This is a genomic window from Hirschia sp. (assembly GCF_058892565.1).
This window is the reverse complement of record NZ_JBZXVU010000012.1, coordinates 1-15,936: the sequence shown is the minus strand read 5'-3', so window position 1 is coordinate 15,936 and position 15,936 is coordinate 1. Positions and strand designations below refer to the sequence as shown.

Below are 15,936 nucleotides of genomic sequence, written 5' to 3'. Positions count from 1 at the left end.
TGCGTTAACAATATATACAGAAACGGAGTACGCAGATGAAACTCGCTGAAAAAACAAAACCATTAGACCATCAACAGATAGACGAAAAAAACCGACAACGCGGTTATGATGAGGTCATACCCAATGACAGATCTGACATTGATCGCGGCGTATTTCGGGATGATGGACAACCTAAACCTGAGACGCCATATGCAAGAAAATTGGAACGCTCAAATGTCAGTGTGAAAACACCCGACGACCCGCGTCACCCGAACACACCAGACTATGTTGATGAAGAATTGGAAGACGATATCAAAGCGAAATTCCATCCCGCCACATTATCAACCGATTAGTGCTAGAGATGGCGTAGAGAATTATTGGATCAACTCACTTGGTCGTGAGAAATCATCCCTCGCCGTCAAATCTTTGCTTTAAACTAGCAGCAAAAGCATCAACACGTGGAGCATCTGCTCGGCGGCTAACGGCTTCAGAAAGTGCTGCGCCTGAAATATCCGTTTGGGATGTAATCAGCGCAAAGCTTTGTTCATTGGCTGTGTTTTCAAATAAATGCGCATACCCTTCATTTAGTCTGGAGAGTAAGCCCATATTTTTAGCCAATCGCCCCGCAATGGCAGCTTTAAGCGCAAGATCTATATCAGATTTTTCGGCTTGGGATGCTTCCGGCAGCATGGACGCCAATTGATTTGCTGCATCGGTCCATTTCTCACTTTTCCAATATGCATCAGCTCGAATAGAAGCAGCCTCAAGTCCTTCAACGCCCTCAAGCAATTCAATCGCGTGATCTGAACGCCCCATATCCCGATAAGCAGCTGCCTCTAACAGACGCCTTTGCAAAGCAAGTTCTTTAGGCAAACGGGGCTGACGCGAGGCACCAATTGCCGCCAATGCGCGCTCTGGTTGGCGGTCCATCAAATAGATTGATGCGAGATCAACAGCAATCACTGCCTTACCACGGCCACGCACACGATTATCAACTTGGTGCTGCAAAAGCTCGGTTGCAGGATCCAAAAGATCGAAAGCCACAAGTCTTCGCGCAAGCTTTCGTATCATTCTATCCCCATCCTGCCCGATGGGTGTAAGATCTTTAAATTCATAAAACAGTGCCAGAGCCTGTATAGGATCTAGCCTTTCAGCTTCACCATCAAGGTAAAGTTTTCTAAAAAACTCAACCAAACGGATTCGCAGTTCACGCGCACCCGGTTCATCAGGATTACGCAATGCTGCCGATTGCACGAGCAATAATGCCTCTCGGAAACGACCAAGGCTCATATACTGATCGGCAAGAATACCGACAGTTTCCATCTCAGTTGCATCACCTCGCCAGCGATATCGTAAAGTATCTAAATGATCAGCAGCTTCAGAAGGAGTAATTTTATCAATTTTAGCACCTAAATCGAGCCGACGAAGTTCTGCACGAACCGCTACTGGCTCGATACCATCAATAGTAAGCGCAAGATATTGTTTGTAGGCTTTTTCAGTTTCACCAACAGCTTCATCAATTTGCGCTAAAAGCAAAGACGCGGACTCAGCGGATTCTCGATAACTCGTTCCAGCAGCTCGTCCTGCTAATTGTCTCGCGCGATCAAGTTCTTTTGCTCTGAGTGCGGCTTCGGCAGCAACACTGTAAAATTCAGATGCCCACCGTCCAGAGTATGCAAAAATCAATTCTTCAGATTGTCGGAAAAAATCATTCGCTCTTTCCCATTGCCCCATTTTAGCAGCAACATAACCACGCCAAAGCAAAGCTGACTGATCTGCTCGCAATGGACCTTTTGATAAGTCTTTTTCAGCCAGTTCATATCGCTTCATCATGACTTCAGCAGCACCGCGAAGCCCCAAAAAAGCTGCATCTTGCTCTAACAAAGGACGCCCATCCAAAGCAGAATCCAAAACACCTGACGCCTCAGCACCAAGATCATGCCCGATATAAAAACGCGCAAGGTCAACAAGCACATCTGCACCTGCTTTGGATGAAGGATCACGTGTCGCAGCGACACGTTCAAGTTCACCCTTTCGGCTAAAAAATGCATTGCCAGCAAGCCCGCCCCATGAATCAAAATCAATAAATGCTGGTGTTGGCGTGTCCGAGTTCATTTTCGTATAACTGGATGAAGTGACGCCAGAAAAATTTGACATCGCCATACCGCGCGATGAGGAAACAACAACGCGTTCATCGTGAAGCTTTACTAAAACATCATCAGAGTTGGGAATGACAACCAAACCATGCGCTGTAGAAGGCATTTCAGCTTCAACGAATTTGCGTGGTGTCGTCGAAGCAGATGTAGGCCCAAAAGCAACAACAGATGCGATTTCATCGCCAACCACCGGATCGGTAAACCAGACGATCCCAGCAGCACCAATTAAAGGCGTTTCGATACTAAAACGTCCCGTTTCTGAGACTTCTCTTACAGGTTTTAAAAAACGTTCAGCCTGCATAGCAGCACCTGCAAAGGTAATTGTCCAAATCGTCCCTTCTGATTGCGCAGAAGCAATCATTCCCTCTGGCGCTTCTACACGCATGAGCACGGCATTATCTTGTCTGATGACATCAATATTATAAAGCGACGGAAGCTGGGTTGTATCAATCTCTATATCGGCATCTACTGCAAATACGATCCAATTTGCAGGGGGACGGTTAAATACAGCAGCCGGCGCTGGAGCTTGCCAAGGCACTGTTATCGTCAAACTATTGGGTTGGGCATCAATTTCAGCTTTTACTTTTCGAGATAAAGGTGCTGGCTCAGCCCATTCTCCCCTGAAAAAAGTTTCTCTTGTACCAACAGACTTATTGCTAGCCTGAGTACCCTGATTGACATTGCTGTTTTCATTTTGCTGCACAGGCCGCGCTGTCTTAGTACCGCGATCAACATCAATATCTTGAGATAATCCAACAGATTCCGAAGATGATCCAAAAACAGCTTCTTTCAGCGTAGGAGCTGCCACAGGCATAGCAAGCTGTATCGGCTTTTCAGGTTGAACAGGTTGTGCACTTACAGAATGTGGCGTGGTATCTTCAACCTGATCATCATCTTCTTTAGAAGTTTCAGGCACTTCATTCGCCGTTGACATCGCTGCTAATAAAGCATCTTTTTCTTTCTTCGCTGCTTCAATCGCTTCTTTTGAGGCAAGATCAACAATGACGATATTGTCTTCTTTGTAGGACGTTGGTTTAACTCCTGCTAGAAGCTGAATATCAAACTGCATCCCTAGATCATCATTCGTGTACCTTGCACTTTTCAATTGTTCAGGCGGGTCAATATTCAATCGTGCAATATCTGGTTTGGCACGGCGGTCAAACTTCAATGTATAGATATTGCCTGAAGAACTAGCAGTATAATTGACATCCTGCGGCCAATAAAACGCGACACGGGTTCGATTACCTGCTTCGGACACACGCACTTCTAAACCATCAATTAAATCAACTGGCGGTGGGATTTCAGCGATAATCGCTGCCTCTTTTGCAGCCTCACGTATTGCAATTAACGGCGAGACTATATCAGCTGGATCAGTCTCACTCTCCTCAGGCAAAATATCAACAGCAGCAAGGTCTGCCGATGAAGACACATGTATGCGCGTATCTTGTTTTTTCAGTGCAATTCGCGCAGTTAAGCCATCTGCATCTAACCGCGCTAATGCCACCCAATTTGGCAATTCCTCCCGTACCGCGCTCAGATCTATCGCTACAGGCTCAGGAAATTCTAGAACAAGAACCCGATTTTGAATACTTGCTTCAATCTTTGGCGCATTTTCATCGCCATCACCCCATTTTGCCACAAGACGCGCATGCCCAGCTTTTTCATCCGCCGACAAAGACACCGCGCGCTGCGCCCATGCAGATTGTTCCCATAAAACAGGAATTATCATTGCCAAACCTAGCGTCAGGATTACATGCTTCAGTTTGATGGATAATATGGGGAGCGACTTCTTCAAAATAGATCTATCCAGCTTCCGCTTGAGCCAATAAGTCTTCAGCCGTATCAGGCAATTCTGCTCGCTCCGCGAGAAGACGTGTCAGCTCTTCTGCTCTTTTTGATGACATTGAAGACATTACCGCCCCCAATTGCGCATATTTCATTCTTTGTGAAACCTCTAAAAGCACTTCATCACTGAGCGATTCAAAAATACGAGCGGCATCTTTAGGCTTCATGCTTTGATAAACATTAACCAGCCCTTCTAAACGTTCATCTCGTTTTTGTTCCATAGTTGCTAGAAGTGATTGAACGCCTGTCTCTAATTCTTTAAGTTCAGCTATTTGTTCATCCAGACGGGCCTCTGCAGCCGCCGCCATCTGCTCGCGAGTGTCCAAATCATCTGCCCGTTCATCCAGTTCAACCCGGCGGTCAGCAAGTGAACGAAGGACTTCAATTTCATATTGAGACAAGCCCGTTTCAGCCGTAAAATCTGGAACAGCCATACATGCATCATCATTGACTTCGGCGCTGTCAGAATAATTGACATCCGTCATCTCATCAAAGTCGTCCTCATGCCCAGTATCATCATAGACATCTGGCGCATCATGACCATCATTCTCAGCGTGTTCTGGCGCTTCAGCATGATCTGTTTCTGAAGGCTCGGTTGCTGCCTCCGCAATATCAACCGCCTTTAAAGCGATAGACCCTAAAGAAACAGCGATTAGAGCCGGCATTAGACGTATAGTTTTAGCCATTTTGGACAGCCCTTAAAATGAGTTCCGGCGACGCAATCCTGCATCACCCTTGGTTACTGAAGCTTCTTGATTGCGCGTGTGCAGTGCTCTTGCTTCATCAATTTGAAGCTGCAACTTTTGCCCGATATCAGTCGACGTCGATTTAAGGTCACCAATGGTGGCCTGAGCCTGATTGATCGTAAGTGCTAACTCCTTGGTCGCCTCCAGCATGCTATCGCGCCCAGACTTGATCGCCTTTAAACGATTATCAAGGCGCCAGAAATAAGCGATGGCGATAACCAAAAGAACAATCAAGAATATGTCTACGATAATAGATGGGGAAATTATCATTTTTTGCTCTCCACAAGGGCTTTCTTGGCAACACCTTCAAGCGGTGCGTCGACCCGTACAGCTACTTTTTTACCGATACGGCCAATCTGACCTTCTGTTAAATATATATCACCACACCTTAGCGAAACCTTTGAATTTTGTCCGGCTGTCATCAAAAGAGTATCCCCAACCTCAAGGCTCATCATACGTCCTAAAGGTTGTTCAAATTCATCCATAACAACACGCACATTCGTTGGCGCAGTCCATATCTCAGTGGCTAAGTGACCTTCCCAGATATTATCGTTACCAAATTTCTCACCCATGAAATTTTGGAGCAACATTTTCCGTATAGGCTCCAGCGTCGCATAGGGCAGCATCAGCTCACAACGTCCACCACGATCTTCCATATCAACACGTAGTCGCACCAAAATGGCAGCGTTTGCAGGCTGGGCGATGGCTGCAAATCGTGGGTTCGTTTCAATACGGTCTAGATCAAAATCAACTTCAGTCAGTGGATTAAAAGCTTTTTTTGCATCCGCCAGAATAACTTCAACAAGGCGCGTCACCAGCATGCGTTCAATTGTCGTGTAAGGTCGTCCTTCAACACGCATTGCAGCCGTTCCTCGGCGCCCACCCAGCAACACATCCACAATGGAATAGATCAAGTTTGAATCGACAGTCACCAATCCATAGTTATCGAGTTGACGTGCACGGAAAACTGACAAGATAGCAGGCAGAGGGATAGAGTTCAGATAATCTCCAAACCGCATACTAGCGATGGAATCTAGAGACACCTCAACGTTGTCAGAAGTGAAGTTACGCAAACTCGTCGTCAACAAACGGACTAGGCGGTCAAATACCACCTCCAACATAGGCAAACGTTCATACGATACATGTGCCGAGTTAATGATGGAACGGATACCTGATCCTTTTCCATCTTCATCATCCTCAATGGAGAAGCCAAGAAGAGAGTCAATCTCATCCTGATTTAGAATCCTCTCAGACCCAGCAGAATGTTGAGATGAAACAGATGTTTCTAGGTCAGCCTCAGCCTCATTGGCCAGTTCTGCTTCCCAGGCGGCAGCCATGTCCTCGTCGAAATTACCTTCGCCGCCATCCACATCCCAGTTTTCTTCTTCAGCTGCCATAAATTAATGCTCCTATTGCACAAGCATTTCTTCAATCAACACCGCATCAACGCGCGATGGCGCAATCGCGATATTGATCCGGCGCAAAAGCTCTAAACGCAGCCTATAGCCCCCTGCAGAGCCATTTAAGTCATCAACGCGCAGCTCTCTTAAAAACATTTGATACTGGTCGGTAATACGCGGCAGCATTTTAGGAATATCAGCAAACATTTCAGGATCTTCAGCTTCAAGCGTGAGCTTAAGTTTCAAGAATAACTGACGATCGCCGTCTTGGCTTGCTAGATTCACCAATAGGTCGGGCATGATATAATAGGATGGATCGCCACTATTGCCGACCTGCAAAGTCCCGGTCTCACGCGCAGGGCCCTGATGATCACCTGAACCCGAAGATTCTCCATGGCCATCATCTTTTGCACCGTGATCATCAGCTTTTTCTTCATGACTATCACTTTTTTTACCGTGATCGTCCTTTTCCTTACCATGATCGTCAACAATTTCCGCATGACTTTCAGAAGCTGCTTCTTTGCCACCGCCCGCCAGCATCATACCGACAGCAACTCCGCCACCCATAATGAGCAAAGCAGGAAGAACAATGAACAAAATCATAGTCTTACCAGCGAGTTTCTTTTTCGCCGGCTTTTCTTCTTCTAATGTTGTTTCTTCAGATTCTTTATCTTCGTCAGCCATGAAACCTGCCCAAAATTATTCGCGCGTGTATTACCTTTTAATAGGCAAAATCGTTCTACTTCGTTAACGTTTCATGGACATAGGAAGAAACTGCCCACTAAAAGCGGAAAAAAATTCATAGCAAGCCGTTTATATCAATAGGGTGTTAACCATCTTGAGGCCATTTTGTAATTTGAAAACTTACATGTTCCGCGCAAAATAGCGCAGAACGCCGACGTATGAACCAAGGATATATTGGTAAGTCGTCTTTTACAGTCTCTCGCAAAACAGCAGAGTCTCGTATCAGGTTTGTGTGGTCCAATGGACAATTCATTAGCAATCGGTCTTTCAACGCAACAATTGTTGCGCAAAAAGATGGATGTGACAGCGAACAATCTCGCAAATATGAACACAACCGGCTTCAAGGTCGAACACCTCGTCAATCACGAAATCTCGGACAGACCTGCGCGCGCGACTGATAAACCACACGATATTACGTTCACGCAGGGATGGCAGCTGCAACGCGATATGAATAATGGCAGCATCGCCCAAACTGGGAATCCCCTAGATGTCGCAATTGACGGCAATGGCTTCTTTGAAGTTGAAGCAGAAAATGGTGACATTTTTTATACGCGTGATGGGGAATTTTCTATGAACCCTGACGGGATGCTTGTCACTCGCAATGGCTATCTGCTGCGCGGTGAAGGCGAAGTCTTAGACGGTGAAAAACTGCTGGCGAATGGTGTGCCCATTGCTCTTAATCCAGAAGGTGGTGAAATCGTCATCAACAAAGACGGCTCCATTATGCAAGATGGTGCTCAGCTTGGTCAATTAAAGCTAAAAACCTTCGAGCTTCCAGAAGCGCTCGAGAAAGTTGGAAACAATCTATACATCTCTGGTGAGCAAGAACCCATAGATGCAAATGTGACGCTTGCCCAAGGTTTCGTCGAAAGTTCCAACGTCTCAGCCATCGTTGAGATGACTCAAATGATCGAAATATCACGCGCGTATCAAAGCGTAGCCAAACTCATATCGAACTCAAACGATATGCGTGAAAAAGCAATCAATAAACTCGCCCAAGTTCGCTAACCCATAGCCAGAAACTCTAAGTCTGGCTCAATGCTAGCAAGTCGATAAGAAGGAAATAATTCATGCGCGCACTCAGTACAGCAGCCACCGGCATGCAAGCTCAACAGCTCAATGTTGAGGTTATTTCGAACAACATCGCCAACATGAATACAACTGGGTATAAACGCCAGCGTGCAGAATTTCAGGATCTTCTATACACGAGCATGGAGAAAATGGGTGTTTCTTCATCCGATGCAAATACGATTGTACCAACAGGCATACAAATTGGTACGGGTGTAAAAGCTGGTTCTGTTTACCGCATCACCGAACAAGGCCCCGTCGAGCAAACAAGCAACCCTTACGATGTCGCTATGCAAGGTGAAGGCTATTTCATCGTACAATTGCCAGACGGACGCGATGCTTACACACGTGCGGGTAATTTCTCCGTCAATGGTGATGGTCAAATCGTTACGGAGGACGGATATACTGTTTCTCCCGGCATCAACGTTCCAGAAGACACGCTTTCAGTTACTATCAATGCTCAAGGCACCGTCACAGCGACGACAGCTGGAGCAACTGACCCAACCGACCTAGGTGCTCTTGAGCTTGCGCGTTTCGTCAACCCTCCTGGTCTTGATGCCATCGGAGACAATTTGCTTCTAGAAACAGCTGCTTCCGGTGCCGCCAATGTCGGACAAGCTGGTGCTCTCGGTTTTGGAACAATCCTTCAAGGATTTTTAGAAACATCCAACGTCAATGCGGTGACAGAAATTTCCGCTCTGATTAATGCTCAGCGAGCATATGAGATGAATTCCAAAGTCATCACGGCAACTGATGAAATGCTTCAAACAACGTCCCAGCTAAAGTAATAAGGTAATTGGATTTAGGATTTATGCGTAACAGTTTATTCCATCTTACATTTCTTGCGGCCATGATCGCATGCGTGCCCTTTGCACGCGCAGAAAGCAGCGAAGAGGCAATCACTGTATCTGGTCCTTGGATAACGCTTGGTGACGTGGCGGAAGCATCTGGCCCATTAGCGAAAATACGTGTGGCTCCCTCGCCCGACCCAGGACAATCCATCCAATTAGACCCTCAATTTGTCGGTAATATAGCCCGCGAAAACGGCATATATTTCTCCAGTACAGAAACTGATCCTATTTTGGTATCTCGATATTCAGAAGAAGACATCATTCAGGCAAAACGTGCAGCAGAGCGCGCAGCGCTTCCCGCTCAAAATTCACCGCCGACACCTGATCATCTAATGGCCTTTAACGTAGACATGAGCCGAGGTGATGTTGTGAGTGCTGAAGATCTCATATGGATACCAGCGCCTGATAACCGCTTAAGACCAACAGGGACACCAAATTTGAAATCCAACATTGTGGGTAAAGAATTAAAACGTTCGGTACGTGCACAAACTGCTTTTCGAATTAGCGATGTTCATACACCCGCCCTTATCAGGAAGGGTGATCCGGTAACGCTCACTTATTTGAAAGGTGCATTGCGTCTTTCAGTAGATGGCAAAGCCCTCATGGATGCCGCGCAAGACGCCCCTATTCGCGTACTAAATAATTATTCCAAACGAACCATTGACGCCATCGTATCAGGTGCTGGTGAAGCACGCGTCCTTGACCGATAAAATAGCAGATAAGAATTGAGATAAAAATGAGTGATATCAACAAAATCAAAGCTGCTACGACTTTTGCGGTCACAGCCATGCTTGGTGCATGTTCAACAGCCGGCATATCAGACAAGATGGCATCGCCTGAGCTTTCACCGATAGAAAATCCAGCCAGTGTAAACGGCCCCTACCCTGTATCAATGCCGCAGCCCGCTCCGATAACTCAAGACTACGCACAAAATTCATTGTGGCGAACAGGCGCACGTTCTTTCTTCGATGATCAGCGAGCAGGCGACATTGGTGACATCCTAACCGTCAATATTGAAATATCCGATCAAGCCCAAGTCAATAACACAACTTCCCGCAGTCGCACCGGTAATACATCTGCAGAAATAAACGCGATGTTTGGGCTGAATGAATTGATCGACAGAAACATTCCAGGCGGCATTGGACTTTCACCGGGGGCCGATTTTGGATCTTCATCTTCTTCAAATGGGACAGGGACAGTAAACCGCGCAGAAACCATAGACTTAACAATCGCTGCCGTCATTACTCAAAAACTTCCAAACGGAAATTTGGTTATCGCTGGATCTCAGGAAGTGAAAGTGAACAATGAAGTGCGAGAATTAGTGGTGGGAGGCATTATCCGTCCACAGGATATTTCAGCGACAAACACAATCTCGCATGAACAAATCGCTCAAGCCCGCATTTCATATGGTGGACGCGGCGATTTATCAAACCTGCAACGGGCGAGCACGGCAGCACGTGCTGTAGATGCAATAAACCCGTTTTAAGCGAACAAATAGATTCCATCATCAAACTAAAAAGGCAGCTCACTTGGGAGCTGCCTTTTTTAAGGACGTTTGTAATCGGAGACTGTATTTAGTTAGTCGTCACGAATAGTACGTTCTTTCTTCTCGTGGCGCTCTTGGGCTTCTACACACAAAGTTGCTGTTGGTCGTGCGTTCAAGCGTCCCAGACCAATTGGTTCACCTGTGTGTTCACAAAATCCATACTCATCAGACTCAATTCGACGTAAAGCAGCATCAATCTTGGAAACAAGTTTGCGTTGCCGGTCACGCGTTCTAAGTTCCAGCGCTCGATCAGCTTCGTTTGATGCTCGATCTATCAAATCGGAAAGGTTAGATGCATCTTCACGCATCGTTTCAATTGTTTCTTTAGCTCCATCGAGAATATCTTTTTTCCAAGCTTCCAGTTTTGCTTTAAAATAAGCTTTCTGGCGCTCACTCATGTATTCTTCATCATTCGATGGTGTGTAATCTTCAAGACTTACGCTCATTGGGCACACTCCTGTTCATTGCCCCCGTCATTGCAGATACATCTGCAACACCTCCTCTGGGCACGGCTCATATAGCGAACAATGTGCAAAGCTACAACAACGAATTTATCACACTTTCATATTCGCTTAAGCATTTGTTAGCGTGAATATTTTTTCTGGCGTTCCAGTTTCGCAATTTCCACCGCAGTTCGTACTTCTACGTGGCCTAATGCATTATCTAGGCCATCATCACCCGATTCTTCGCGTACTTCACTTAAAGCACGCTGTAATAAACCCAGATGTGACTGCGACGTATGCCCGTCCAGAATTGATAATTGAAGACGGTCTAAAGCGTCCATCATGCGGCGACCTTTGCGCATAGCGCGATTGCGACGTTCTGTTGTGTTGTCCACACCTTGCAGCGCCATAATGGACTCAACGCCACCCACACCTGCAACACCACCAGCAGCAGCATTGGGTGCTGTTTGCTCAATGCCATCTCCAGAATTAGCACTGGTTACAAGATTAGAAAACCCACCTTTGGGCGCGGCTTTCGCTTTGCTAATACCCGTTGTTGGTTTGTTTGAAACTGGACGTGAAACGCGCATTTTTTGGAGCTCCCGCATAGGTGATTAGAATCCTACCAAAGAGTTAAAGTGTTCCTAATACTAACTTAAAAAAAAACATAAATATTAAGTCTTTGTTTTGGGTTCTAGGCCAAAATAGCCTCGAATTCACCATTCGCAACGGTAATTGATATATCGGTCTGTATTGTGGCCCTTTCTCAAATGCCGAAGCACCAAGAAGGACGCTGTTATGAATCGCATTCTCTGCGCTTTTTTTCTAACGCTATTACTCTCGCTCAATTCTTTGGGCGCAGCAGCTGGATCACGTTTGAAAGACATCGTTGATATCGAAGGCGTACGTGACAACCAACTTATCGGATATGGGATTGTTGTCGGTCTAAACGGCTCTGGCGATAGTCTTAGAAACTCCCCGATGACGCGCCAAAGTTTAGAAGCGATGCTTGAGCGTCTGGGGGTAAACACACGCGAAGAAACCCTCAATACAAAAAATGTCGCCGCCGTGATGGTTACGGCTAGTCTGCCAGCATTTTCTACAGCTGGATCCAGAATTGACATAACAGTTTCAGCAATGGGTGATGCTAAAAGCCTGGAAGGTGGAACGTTATTGGTAACTCCTTTAATGGGTGCCAATGGAGAGGTTTATGCTGTGGGGCAAGGCTCAGTGGCTGTTGGTGGATTTGCAGCTGGCGGCGATTCTGGTTCTGCACTTGTCCGCAACGTCCCCACAAATGGGCGCATCCCCAATGGTGCGCTCGTTGAACTTGAAGTGCCATATGCACTCAACAATCAAAACAAATTGCGCTTATCTCTGCGCAACCCAGATTTCACGACAGCAACAAGAATTTCATCTGTAATCAATTCCTACATGGGAACAACAGTCGCCTTCGCAATGGACCCAGCGACAGTTGCGCTGAACCGTCCACCAAATTTTCAAGGTGGCATGTCTATGCTTCTCGCTGAAATAGAACGCCTAGAAGTCGAGCCAGATCAACCCGCTAGAATCGTTATCAATGAAACGACCGGTATCATTGTAATGGGTGAAAATGTTCGCGTGTCGCAAGTGGCGATTGCTCAAGGTAACTTAACAATTTCTGTTTCTGAACAGCCAGCAGTATCTCAGCCCAATGCATTTGGCGCAGGTGAAACTGTTGTCATCCCTCAGACGGATATTGCCGCCAATGAAGATGTCGCTGATCTCGCTTTAATAGGTGGCAGTGTTCCACTTAATGATCTCGTCAATGGACTGAATGCATTGGGCGTTAGCCCGCGTGATATGATTTCTATCCTGCAAGCTCTTAAAGCATCCGGCGCACTTCAAGCAGATATCGAGATAATGTAATGGCAAACCCGATTTCAGGACCACTTGACCTAGGCGCTCTTCAATCAATGGGCATTTCTAAGGATTTTCGCTTTACTGAAGCGCAAACCCGAGAGAAAGCCGAAGAAATGGCGCAGGAATTTGAAACAATGTTCCTATCGGAAATGCTTCAACCGATTTTCAATCAGATTGAAACCGACGGCCCATTTGGTGGCGGGCAGGCAGAAGATGCATTTCGCCCAATGCTCACAGAAGAATATGCAAAATCATTATCTTCGGCAGGTGGTGTTGGCATTGCTGACAAAGTTCTCGTTGAAATTTTGCGAATGCAAGGATTAGAGGAGTAAACCATGGCTATTGCAGCACGTGATGGCGCAGACCGCGCAGAACAACTCATCGCTCTCACAGAACGCTTAAGCACGCTCATGGCTGAAGAGATTGAAGCACATAAGGAAAACCGCCTTGATGCTTCTTCCAGAGATTGGGCTGAAAAAGAAAAACTTGCTCATGCTTACCGTTTTGAAATAGCGAGCATCCGGGAAAACCCATCATTATTGGCTGAAGCCAGCCAAGGACAAAAAGAAGAGCTAAAAACTAAAGTAGAAGCGTTTGGAAAATTAGCAGAACGTCATGCAAATGCACTTGCAGCCTCTAAAGAGGTCACTGAAGGCATTGTGCGTGCGATTACAGAGGAAGTTGCCACTTCCCGTGCCGCACCCGCAGGCTATGGCCGCGCCGGTGCCATAACAGCTCCTAAAAGTAGTGCTGCACATTCTGGTATTGCAACAAATCTAAAGATTTAATCTTAAACTTACATTCTAGCCGAAGTTAAAACGCCGCCCTGACATAGAGCGGCGTTTTTAAGTATTTAGCCTGGCAATGAATAAGTTATCGGTGCCCCTGGTCCCAAGTCCACACCTAGGAATACCCAAGCGACAACTAGCAATAATCCTGTAATCAGCATCCAGATTGAATATGGAATCATCATCGCGGTCAGTGAGCCCAAACCAAAGTCTTTATTCCAACGCTGCGCAAAGATCAGCACAAGTGGGAAATACACCATAAGTGGTGTGATAATGTTTGTCGCACCATCTCCCACACGGTAGATCGCTGTCGCCCCCTCAGGGCTAACACCGAGCAGCATGAGCATTGGCACCAATACAGGTGCTAACAGCGCCCACTTAGCACTCGCAGACCCAACAAAGAGATTCAGCGTAGCAGACAACATAACAATCAAACCCATTGCGATCGGCAATGGCAGACCAGAGGCCTCAATCCCAGCAGCACCATGAATAGCGAAAATCAAACCAAGGTTTGACCATTTGAACAAAGCCACAAAGTGAGCGGCAGCAAATGCCAATACGAGATAATATCCCATATCCTTCATGCCTTCAGACATCATTGCAACGAGGTCTTTGTGATTCTTCACTGTGCCAACTGCTGCTCCATAAGCCCAACCAGCACCCAAGAACAAAACCATAAAACCACCCACGAGGGATTTGAAGAATGGTGACAAGCGTTGAACAGCAGCACATTGGCCTTCAGCCTCTAGTGCAACAGGACAAGCTGCCTCATCTATCAGCGGTGTACCGGGACCAAAGGTCATAATGAGCCATACAGCCACAACAGCCAATAAAGCTAAACCAGCCCTGCCCAATCCTTTTTTCTCATCGACAGACAATTGCGTTGATGGGTCTTCAACGGTTTCAGCTTCTGATATCCCATTTGAAAAAGGTGTATTTGCCAAACGTGGCTCAATAATTTTATCAGTAACAAACCAAATGACCGGCAGATAGATAAAGGTCAATACAAGAATAAACCACCAGTTACCTGCCACATTCATTGTCCAATTCGGATCTAGCTGAGACCCCTCAACGGCAACTTCAGTGATTCCAAAAAGCAAAACATCCAACTGCCCCGGAAGGATGTTAGCAGAGAAACCGCCAGAAACCCCAGCAAACGCTGCAGCTATACCCGCAACCGGATGGCGCCCCACCGCATGAAACATAATCCCTGCCAACGGGATCATCACAACATAAGCTGCATCTGCTGCGTGATTAGCAATCATCGCAATCAAAGCAACCATTGGTGTTAAAATGACTTTGGGGGCATTTCCCAATGCTGCACGCATCGCAGCCCCGAACAAACCTGAACGCTCAGCAACGCCGGCCCCCAACATAACCACCAGTACATACCCTAATGGATGGAAGTGTGAGAATGTTGTGGTCATCTCCACCCAGAAACGGGCAATATTTTCACCAGACAGCAAACTTTGAGATGAAACGATAGCCGGATTTCCATCCGCTCCGATTTGAGTGGGGTGTTGAGCTGTCAATCCGAAACCAGCACACGCCACCGAAATACCGATCAATATAAGACCTAGAAAGAGAAATATCACAACCGGATCGGGCAGTTTATTGCCTGTTCGCTCGACCCAACCGAGTATTCCACCTACTTTTTCGTCATTTGCAGCATTAGCCATGCATTCCTCCAACAAAACCCCAAACAAGCAGGTTAGCCGTTGAATCCAAAATGGCGCAACTCTCAATATGTAAATCGAGACACAAAAAAAACGCCGCAACACATGTTTGCGACGTTTTTTTCAAATTCTTAAAGGAAGGCTAGCTTCCCAGCATCAAAGCCTAAGCTTTTACTTTTTTCTCACGACGCACAATGCCGTGACCAGTTGTACGCTCAACAATACGAGCAGCTTTACCAGTACGTCCACGAAGGTAATAAAGTTTCGCACGTCTAACTTTACCCTTACGTTTCACTTCAATGCCTTCAAGCATTGGAGAAACAACAGGGAATACACGTTCCACACCTTCACCAAATGAAAGTTTGCGAACTGTGAAGTTCTCTTGGATGCCGCCGCCTGCGCGTGCGATACATACACCTTCGAACGCCTGAACACGTTCGCGGTCACCTTCTTTAATCTTCACACTAACACGTAGAGTGTCGCCTGGTGAAAAGTCAGGAATTTTCTTGTCGCCGAGAACGCGTTGCATCTCTTCAGCTTCGAGAGTTTGAATAATGTTGGCCATCGGTATTAGCTCTTATCTTTCGGTCGCGCGTTCGTCGCTGCGTTTAACTTGAAGGAGGCGTATAAATCTGGTCTGCGGGCTTTTGTCAACGCCAAAGACTGATCTAGACGCCATTTGTCTATCTTTTTATGGTCTCCGGACAATAAAACTTCCGGAGTCGGTCTATTTTTCCAGTTTCTTGGCTTAGTATAATGTGGATGTTCAAGCAATCCAGTTTCAAAACTTTC

The 15,936-nt window shown here is 46.4% G+C and carries 17 protein-coding genes and 1 pseudogene; 8 read left to right on the top strand and 10 right to left on the bottom strand.

The annotated features are described in order from the left end of the window. Positions 1 to 35 precede the first annotated feature (35 nt). On the top strand, positions 36 to 332 hold the full coding sequence (locus AC5EF3_RS04875) for a hypothetical protein (protein WP_015826388.1): 297 nt from the start codon (positions 36 to 38) through the stop codon (positions 330 to 332). A 52-nt stretch (positions 333 to 384) separates the two neighbouring features. Here the strand turns inward: AC5EF3_RS04875 and AC5EF3_RS04870 are convergent, their stop codons facing one another. From AC5EF3_RS04870 to AC5EF3_RS04850, 5 genes are read right to left on the bottom strand one after another with little or no spacing between them, the layout of a single operon-like run. Then, on the bottom strand, positions 385 to 3,930 hold the full coding sequence (locus tag AC5EF3_RS04870; protein ID WP_493547227.1) for a tetratricopeptide repeat protein: 3,546 nt from the start codon (positions 3,928 to 3,930) through the stop codon (positions 385 to 387). A 7-nt stretch (positions 3,931 to 3,937) separates the two neighbouring features. Continuing rightward, positions 3,938 to 4,666, bottom strand: a complete 729-nt coding sequence (locus AC5EF3_RS04865) for a MotE family protein (RefSeq protein WP_015826386.1) — start codon at positions 4,664 to 4,666, stop codon at positions 3,938 to 3,940. 12 nt (positions 4,667 to 4,678) lie between these two features. Beyond that, positions 4,679 to 4,996, bottom strand: coding sequence for a DUF6468 domain-containing protein (locus AC5EF3_RS04860; RefSeq protein ID WP_015826385.1), 318 nt, complete (start codon positions 4,994 to 4,996; stop codon positions 4,679 to 4,681). Next, entirely contained in the window at positions 4,993 to 6,123 is a 1,131-nt protein-coding gene (gene fliM, locus AC5EF3_RS04855) for a flagellar motor switch protein FliM (protein ID WP_015826384.1), read from the bottom strand. Before fliM ends, AC5EF3_RS04860 begins: the two co-directional genes overlap by 4 nt. Before the next feature lie 12 nt (positions 6,124 to 6,135). Further along, complete coding sequence (locus AC5EF3_RS04850) at positions 6,136 to 6,810, bottom strand: flagellar basal body-associated FliL family protein (RefSeq protein ID WP_493547226.1); 675 nt, start codon at positions 6,808 to 6,810, stop codon at positions 6,136 to 6,138. A 300-nt stretch (positions 6,811 to 7,110) separates the two neighbouring features. Here AC5EF3_RS04850 and flgF point away from each other — a divergent pair, with 300 nt between their 5' ends. The 4 genes from flgF to flgH all read left to right on the top strand — a co-directional run bounded on the left by flgF (position 7,111) and on the right by flgH (position 10,275). Continuing rightward, positions 7,111 to 7,878, top strand: coding sequence for a flagellar basal-body rod protein FlgF (gene flgF, locus AC5EF3_RS04845; protein WP_493547225.1), 768 nt, complete (start codon positions 7,111 to 7,113; stop codon positions 7,876 to 7,878). 62 nt (positions 7,879 to 7,940) lie between these two features. Next, complete coding sequence (gene flgG, locus AC5EF3_RS04840) at positions 7,941 to 8,726, top strand: flagellar basal-body rod protein FlgG (RefSeq protein ID WP_493547224.1); 786 nt, start codon at positions 7,941 to 7,943, stop codon at positions 8,724 to 8,726. A 23-nt stretch (positions 8,727 to 8,749) separates the two neighbouring features. Then, entirely contained in the window at positions 8,750 to 9,499 is a 750-nt protein-coding gene (flgA, locus tag AC5EF3_RS04835; protein ID WP_493547223.1) for a flagellar basal body P-ring formation chaperone FlgA, read from the top strand. A 26-nt stretch (positions 9,500 to 9,525) separates the two neighbouring features. Next, positions 9,526 to 10,275: a flagellar basal body L-ring protein FlgH gene (gene flgH / locus AC5EF3_RS04830; protein WP_015826379.1), complete on the top strand. Its 750-nt coding sequence runs from the start codon at positions 9,526 to 9,528 to the stop codon at positions 10,273 to 10,275. Between the two features lie 92 nt (positions 10,276 to 10,367). Here the strand turns inward: flgH and dksA are convergent, their stop codons facing one another. Both dksA and AC5EF3_RS04820 read right to left on the bottom strand, forming a co-directional pair. Further along, the gene (dksA, locus tag AC5EF3_RS04825; RefSeq protein ID WP_015826378.1) at positions 10,368 to 10,781 is read right to left on the bottom strand and encodes an RNA polymerase-binding protein DksA; all 414 of its coding nucleotides are present in this window, start codon (positions 10,779 to 10,781) and stop codon (positions 10,368 to 10,370) included. A gap of 137 nt (positions 10,782 to 10,918) precedes the next feature. After that, the gene (locus tag AC5EF3_RS04820; RefSeq protein ID WP_493547222.1) at positions 10,919 to 11,368 is read right to left on the bottom strand and encodes a flagellar assembly protein FliX; all 450 of its coding nucleotides are present in this window, start codon (positions 11,366 to 11,368) and stop codon (positions 10,919 to 10,921) included. Between the two features lie 208 nt (positions 11,369 to 11,576). Here AC5EF3_RS04820 and AC5EF3_RS04815 point away from each other — a divergent pair, with 208 nt between their 5' ends. Genes AC5EF3_RS04815 through AC5EF3_RS04805 form a run of 3 tightly spaced genes read left to right on the top strand, consistent with a single transcriptional unit; the run spans position 11,577 to position 13,468 of the window. Next, positions 11,577 to 12,686 carry a flagellar basal body P-ring protein FlgI gene (locus AC5EF3_RS04815; RefSeq protein WP_493547221.1) on the top strand — a complete coding sequence of 370 codons (1,110 nt, stop codon included), beginning with the start codon at positions 11,577 to 11,579 and terminating at the stop codon, positions 12,684 to 12,686. Beyond that, entirely contained in the window at positions 12,686 to 13,012 is a 327-nt protein-coding gene (locus AC5EF3_RS04810; protein ID WP_015826375.1) for a rod-binding protein, read from the top strand. The genes AC5EF3_RS04815 and AC5EF3_RS04810 overlap by 1 nt, the downstream gene beginning before the upstream one ends. 3 nt (positions 13,013 to 13,015) lie before the next feature. Continuing rightward, the gene (locus AC5EF3_RS04805; protein ID WP_493547220.1) at positions 13,016 to 13,468 is read left to right on the top strand and encodes a flagellar basal-body protein FlbY; all 453 of its coding nucleotides are present in this window, start codon (positions 13,016 to 13,018) and stop codon (positions 13,466 to 13,468) included. Positions 13,469 to 13,533: 65 nt separating this feature from the next. Here AC5EF3_RS04805 and AC5EF3_RS04800 read toward each other — a convergent pair whose 3' ends face one another. From AC5EF3_RS04800 to AC5EF3_RS04790, 3 genes and pseudogenes are all read right to left on the bottom strand, one after another. Beyond that, positions 13,534 to 15,147: an AbgT family transporter gene (locus AC5EF3_RS04800; RefSeq protein ID WP_493547219.1), complete on the bottom strand. Its 1,614-nt coding sequence runs from the start codon at positions 15,145 to 15,147 to the stop codon at positions 13,534 to 13,536. 160 nt (positions 15,148 to 15,307) lie between these two features. Beyond that, a complete protein-coding gene (gene rplS / locus AC5EF3_RS04795) occupies positions 15,308 to 15,709 on the bottom strand; it encodes a 50S ribosomal protein L19 (protein ID WP_015826372.1) in 402 nt (133 codons plus the stop codon). A 5-nt stretch (positions 15,710 to 15,714) separates the two neighbouring features. Continuing rightward, positions 15,715 to 15,936: pseudogene (locus AC5EF3_RS04790) on the bottom strand (tRNA (guanosine(37)-N1)-methyltransferase TrmD); the annotation flags it as partial.

Excerpts from the sequence above, each read along its gene's own strand:
- AC5EF3_RS04875 (WP_015826388.1), top strand. The coding sequence starts at position 36 with ATGAAACTCGCTGAAAAAACAAAACCATTAGACCATCAACAGATAGAC.
- AC5EF3_RS04865 (WP_015826386.1), bottom strand. The coding sequence starts at position 4,666 with ATGGCTAAAACTATACGTCTAATGCCGGCTCTAATCGCTGTTTCTTTA.
- AC5EF3_RS04860 (WP_015826385.1), bottom strand. The coding sequence starts at position 4,996 with ATGATAATTTCCCCATCTATTATCGTAGACATATTCTTGATTGTTCTT.
- fliM (WP_015826384.1), bottom strand. The coding sequence starts at position 6,123 with ATGGCAGCTGAAGAAGAAAACTGGGATGTGGATGGCGGCGAAGGTAAT.
- AC5EF3_RS04850 (WP_493547226.1), bottom strand. The coding sequence starts at position 6,810 with ATGGCTGACGAAGATAAAGAATCTGAAGAAACAACATTAGAAGAAGAA.
- flgF (WP_493547225.1), top strand. The coding sequence starts at position 7,111 with ATGGACAATTCATTAGCAATCGGTCTTTCAACGCAACAATTGTTGCGC.
- flgG (WP_493547224.1), top strand. The coding sequence starts at position 7,941 with ATGCGCGCACTCAGTACAGCAGCCACCGGCATGCAAGCTCAACAGCTC.
- flgA (WP_493547223.1), top strand. The coding sequence starts at position 8,750 with ATGCGTAACAGTTTATTCCATCTTACATTTCTTGCGGCCATGATCGCA.
- flgH (WP_015826379.1), top strand. The coding sequence starts at position 9,526 with ATGAGTGATATCAACAAAATCAAAGCTGCTACGACTTTTGCGGTCACA.
- dksA (WP_015826378.1), bottom strand. The coding sequence starts at position 10,781 with ATGAGCGTAAGTCTTGAAGATTACACACCATCGAATGATGAAGAATAC.
- AC5EF3_RS04820 (WP_493547222.1), bottom strand. The coding sequence starts at position 11,368 with ATGCGCGTTTCACGTCCAGTTTCAAACAAACCAACAACGGGTATTAGC.
- AC5EF3_RS04815 (WP_493547221.1), top strand. The coding sequence starts at position 11,577 with ATGAATCGCATTCTCTGCGCTTTTTTTCTAACGCTATTACTCTCGCTC.
- AC5EF3_RS04810 (WP_015826375.1), top strand. The coding sequence starts at position 12,686 with ATGGCAAACCCGATTTCAGGACCACTTGACCTAGGCGCTCTTCAATCA.
- AC5EF3_RS04805 (WP_493547220.1), top strand. The coding sequence starts at position 13,016 with ATGGCTATTGCAGCACGTGATGGCGCAGACCGCGCAGAACAACTCATC.
- AC5EF3_RS04800 (WP_493547219.1), bottom strand. The coding sequence starts at position 15,147 with ATGGCTAATGCTGCAAATGACGAAAAAGTAGGTGGAATACTCGGTTGG.
- rplS (WP_015826372.1), bottom strand. The coding sequence starts at position 15,709 with ATGGCCAACATTATTCAAACTCTCGAAGCTGAAGAGATGCAACGCGTT.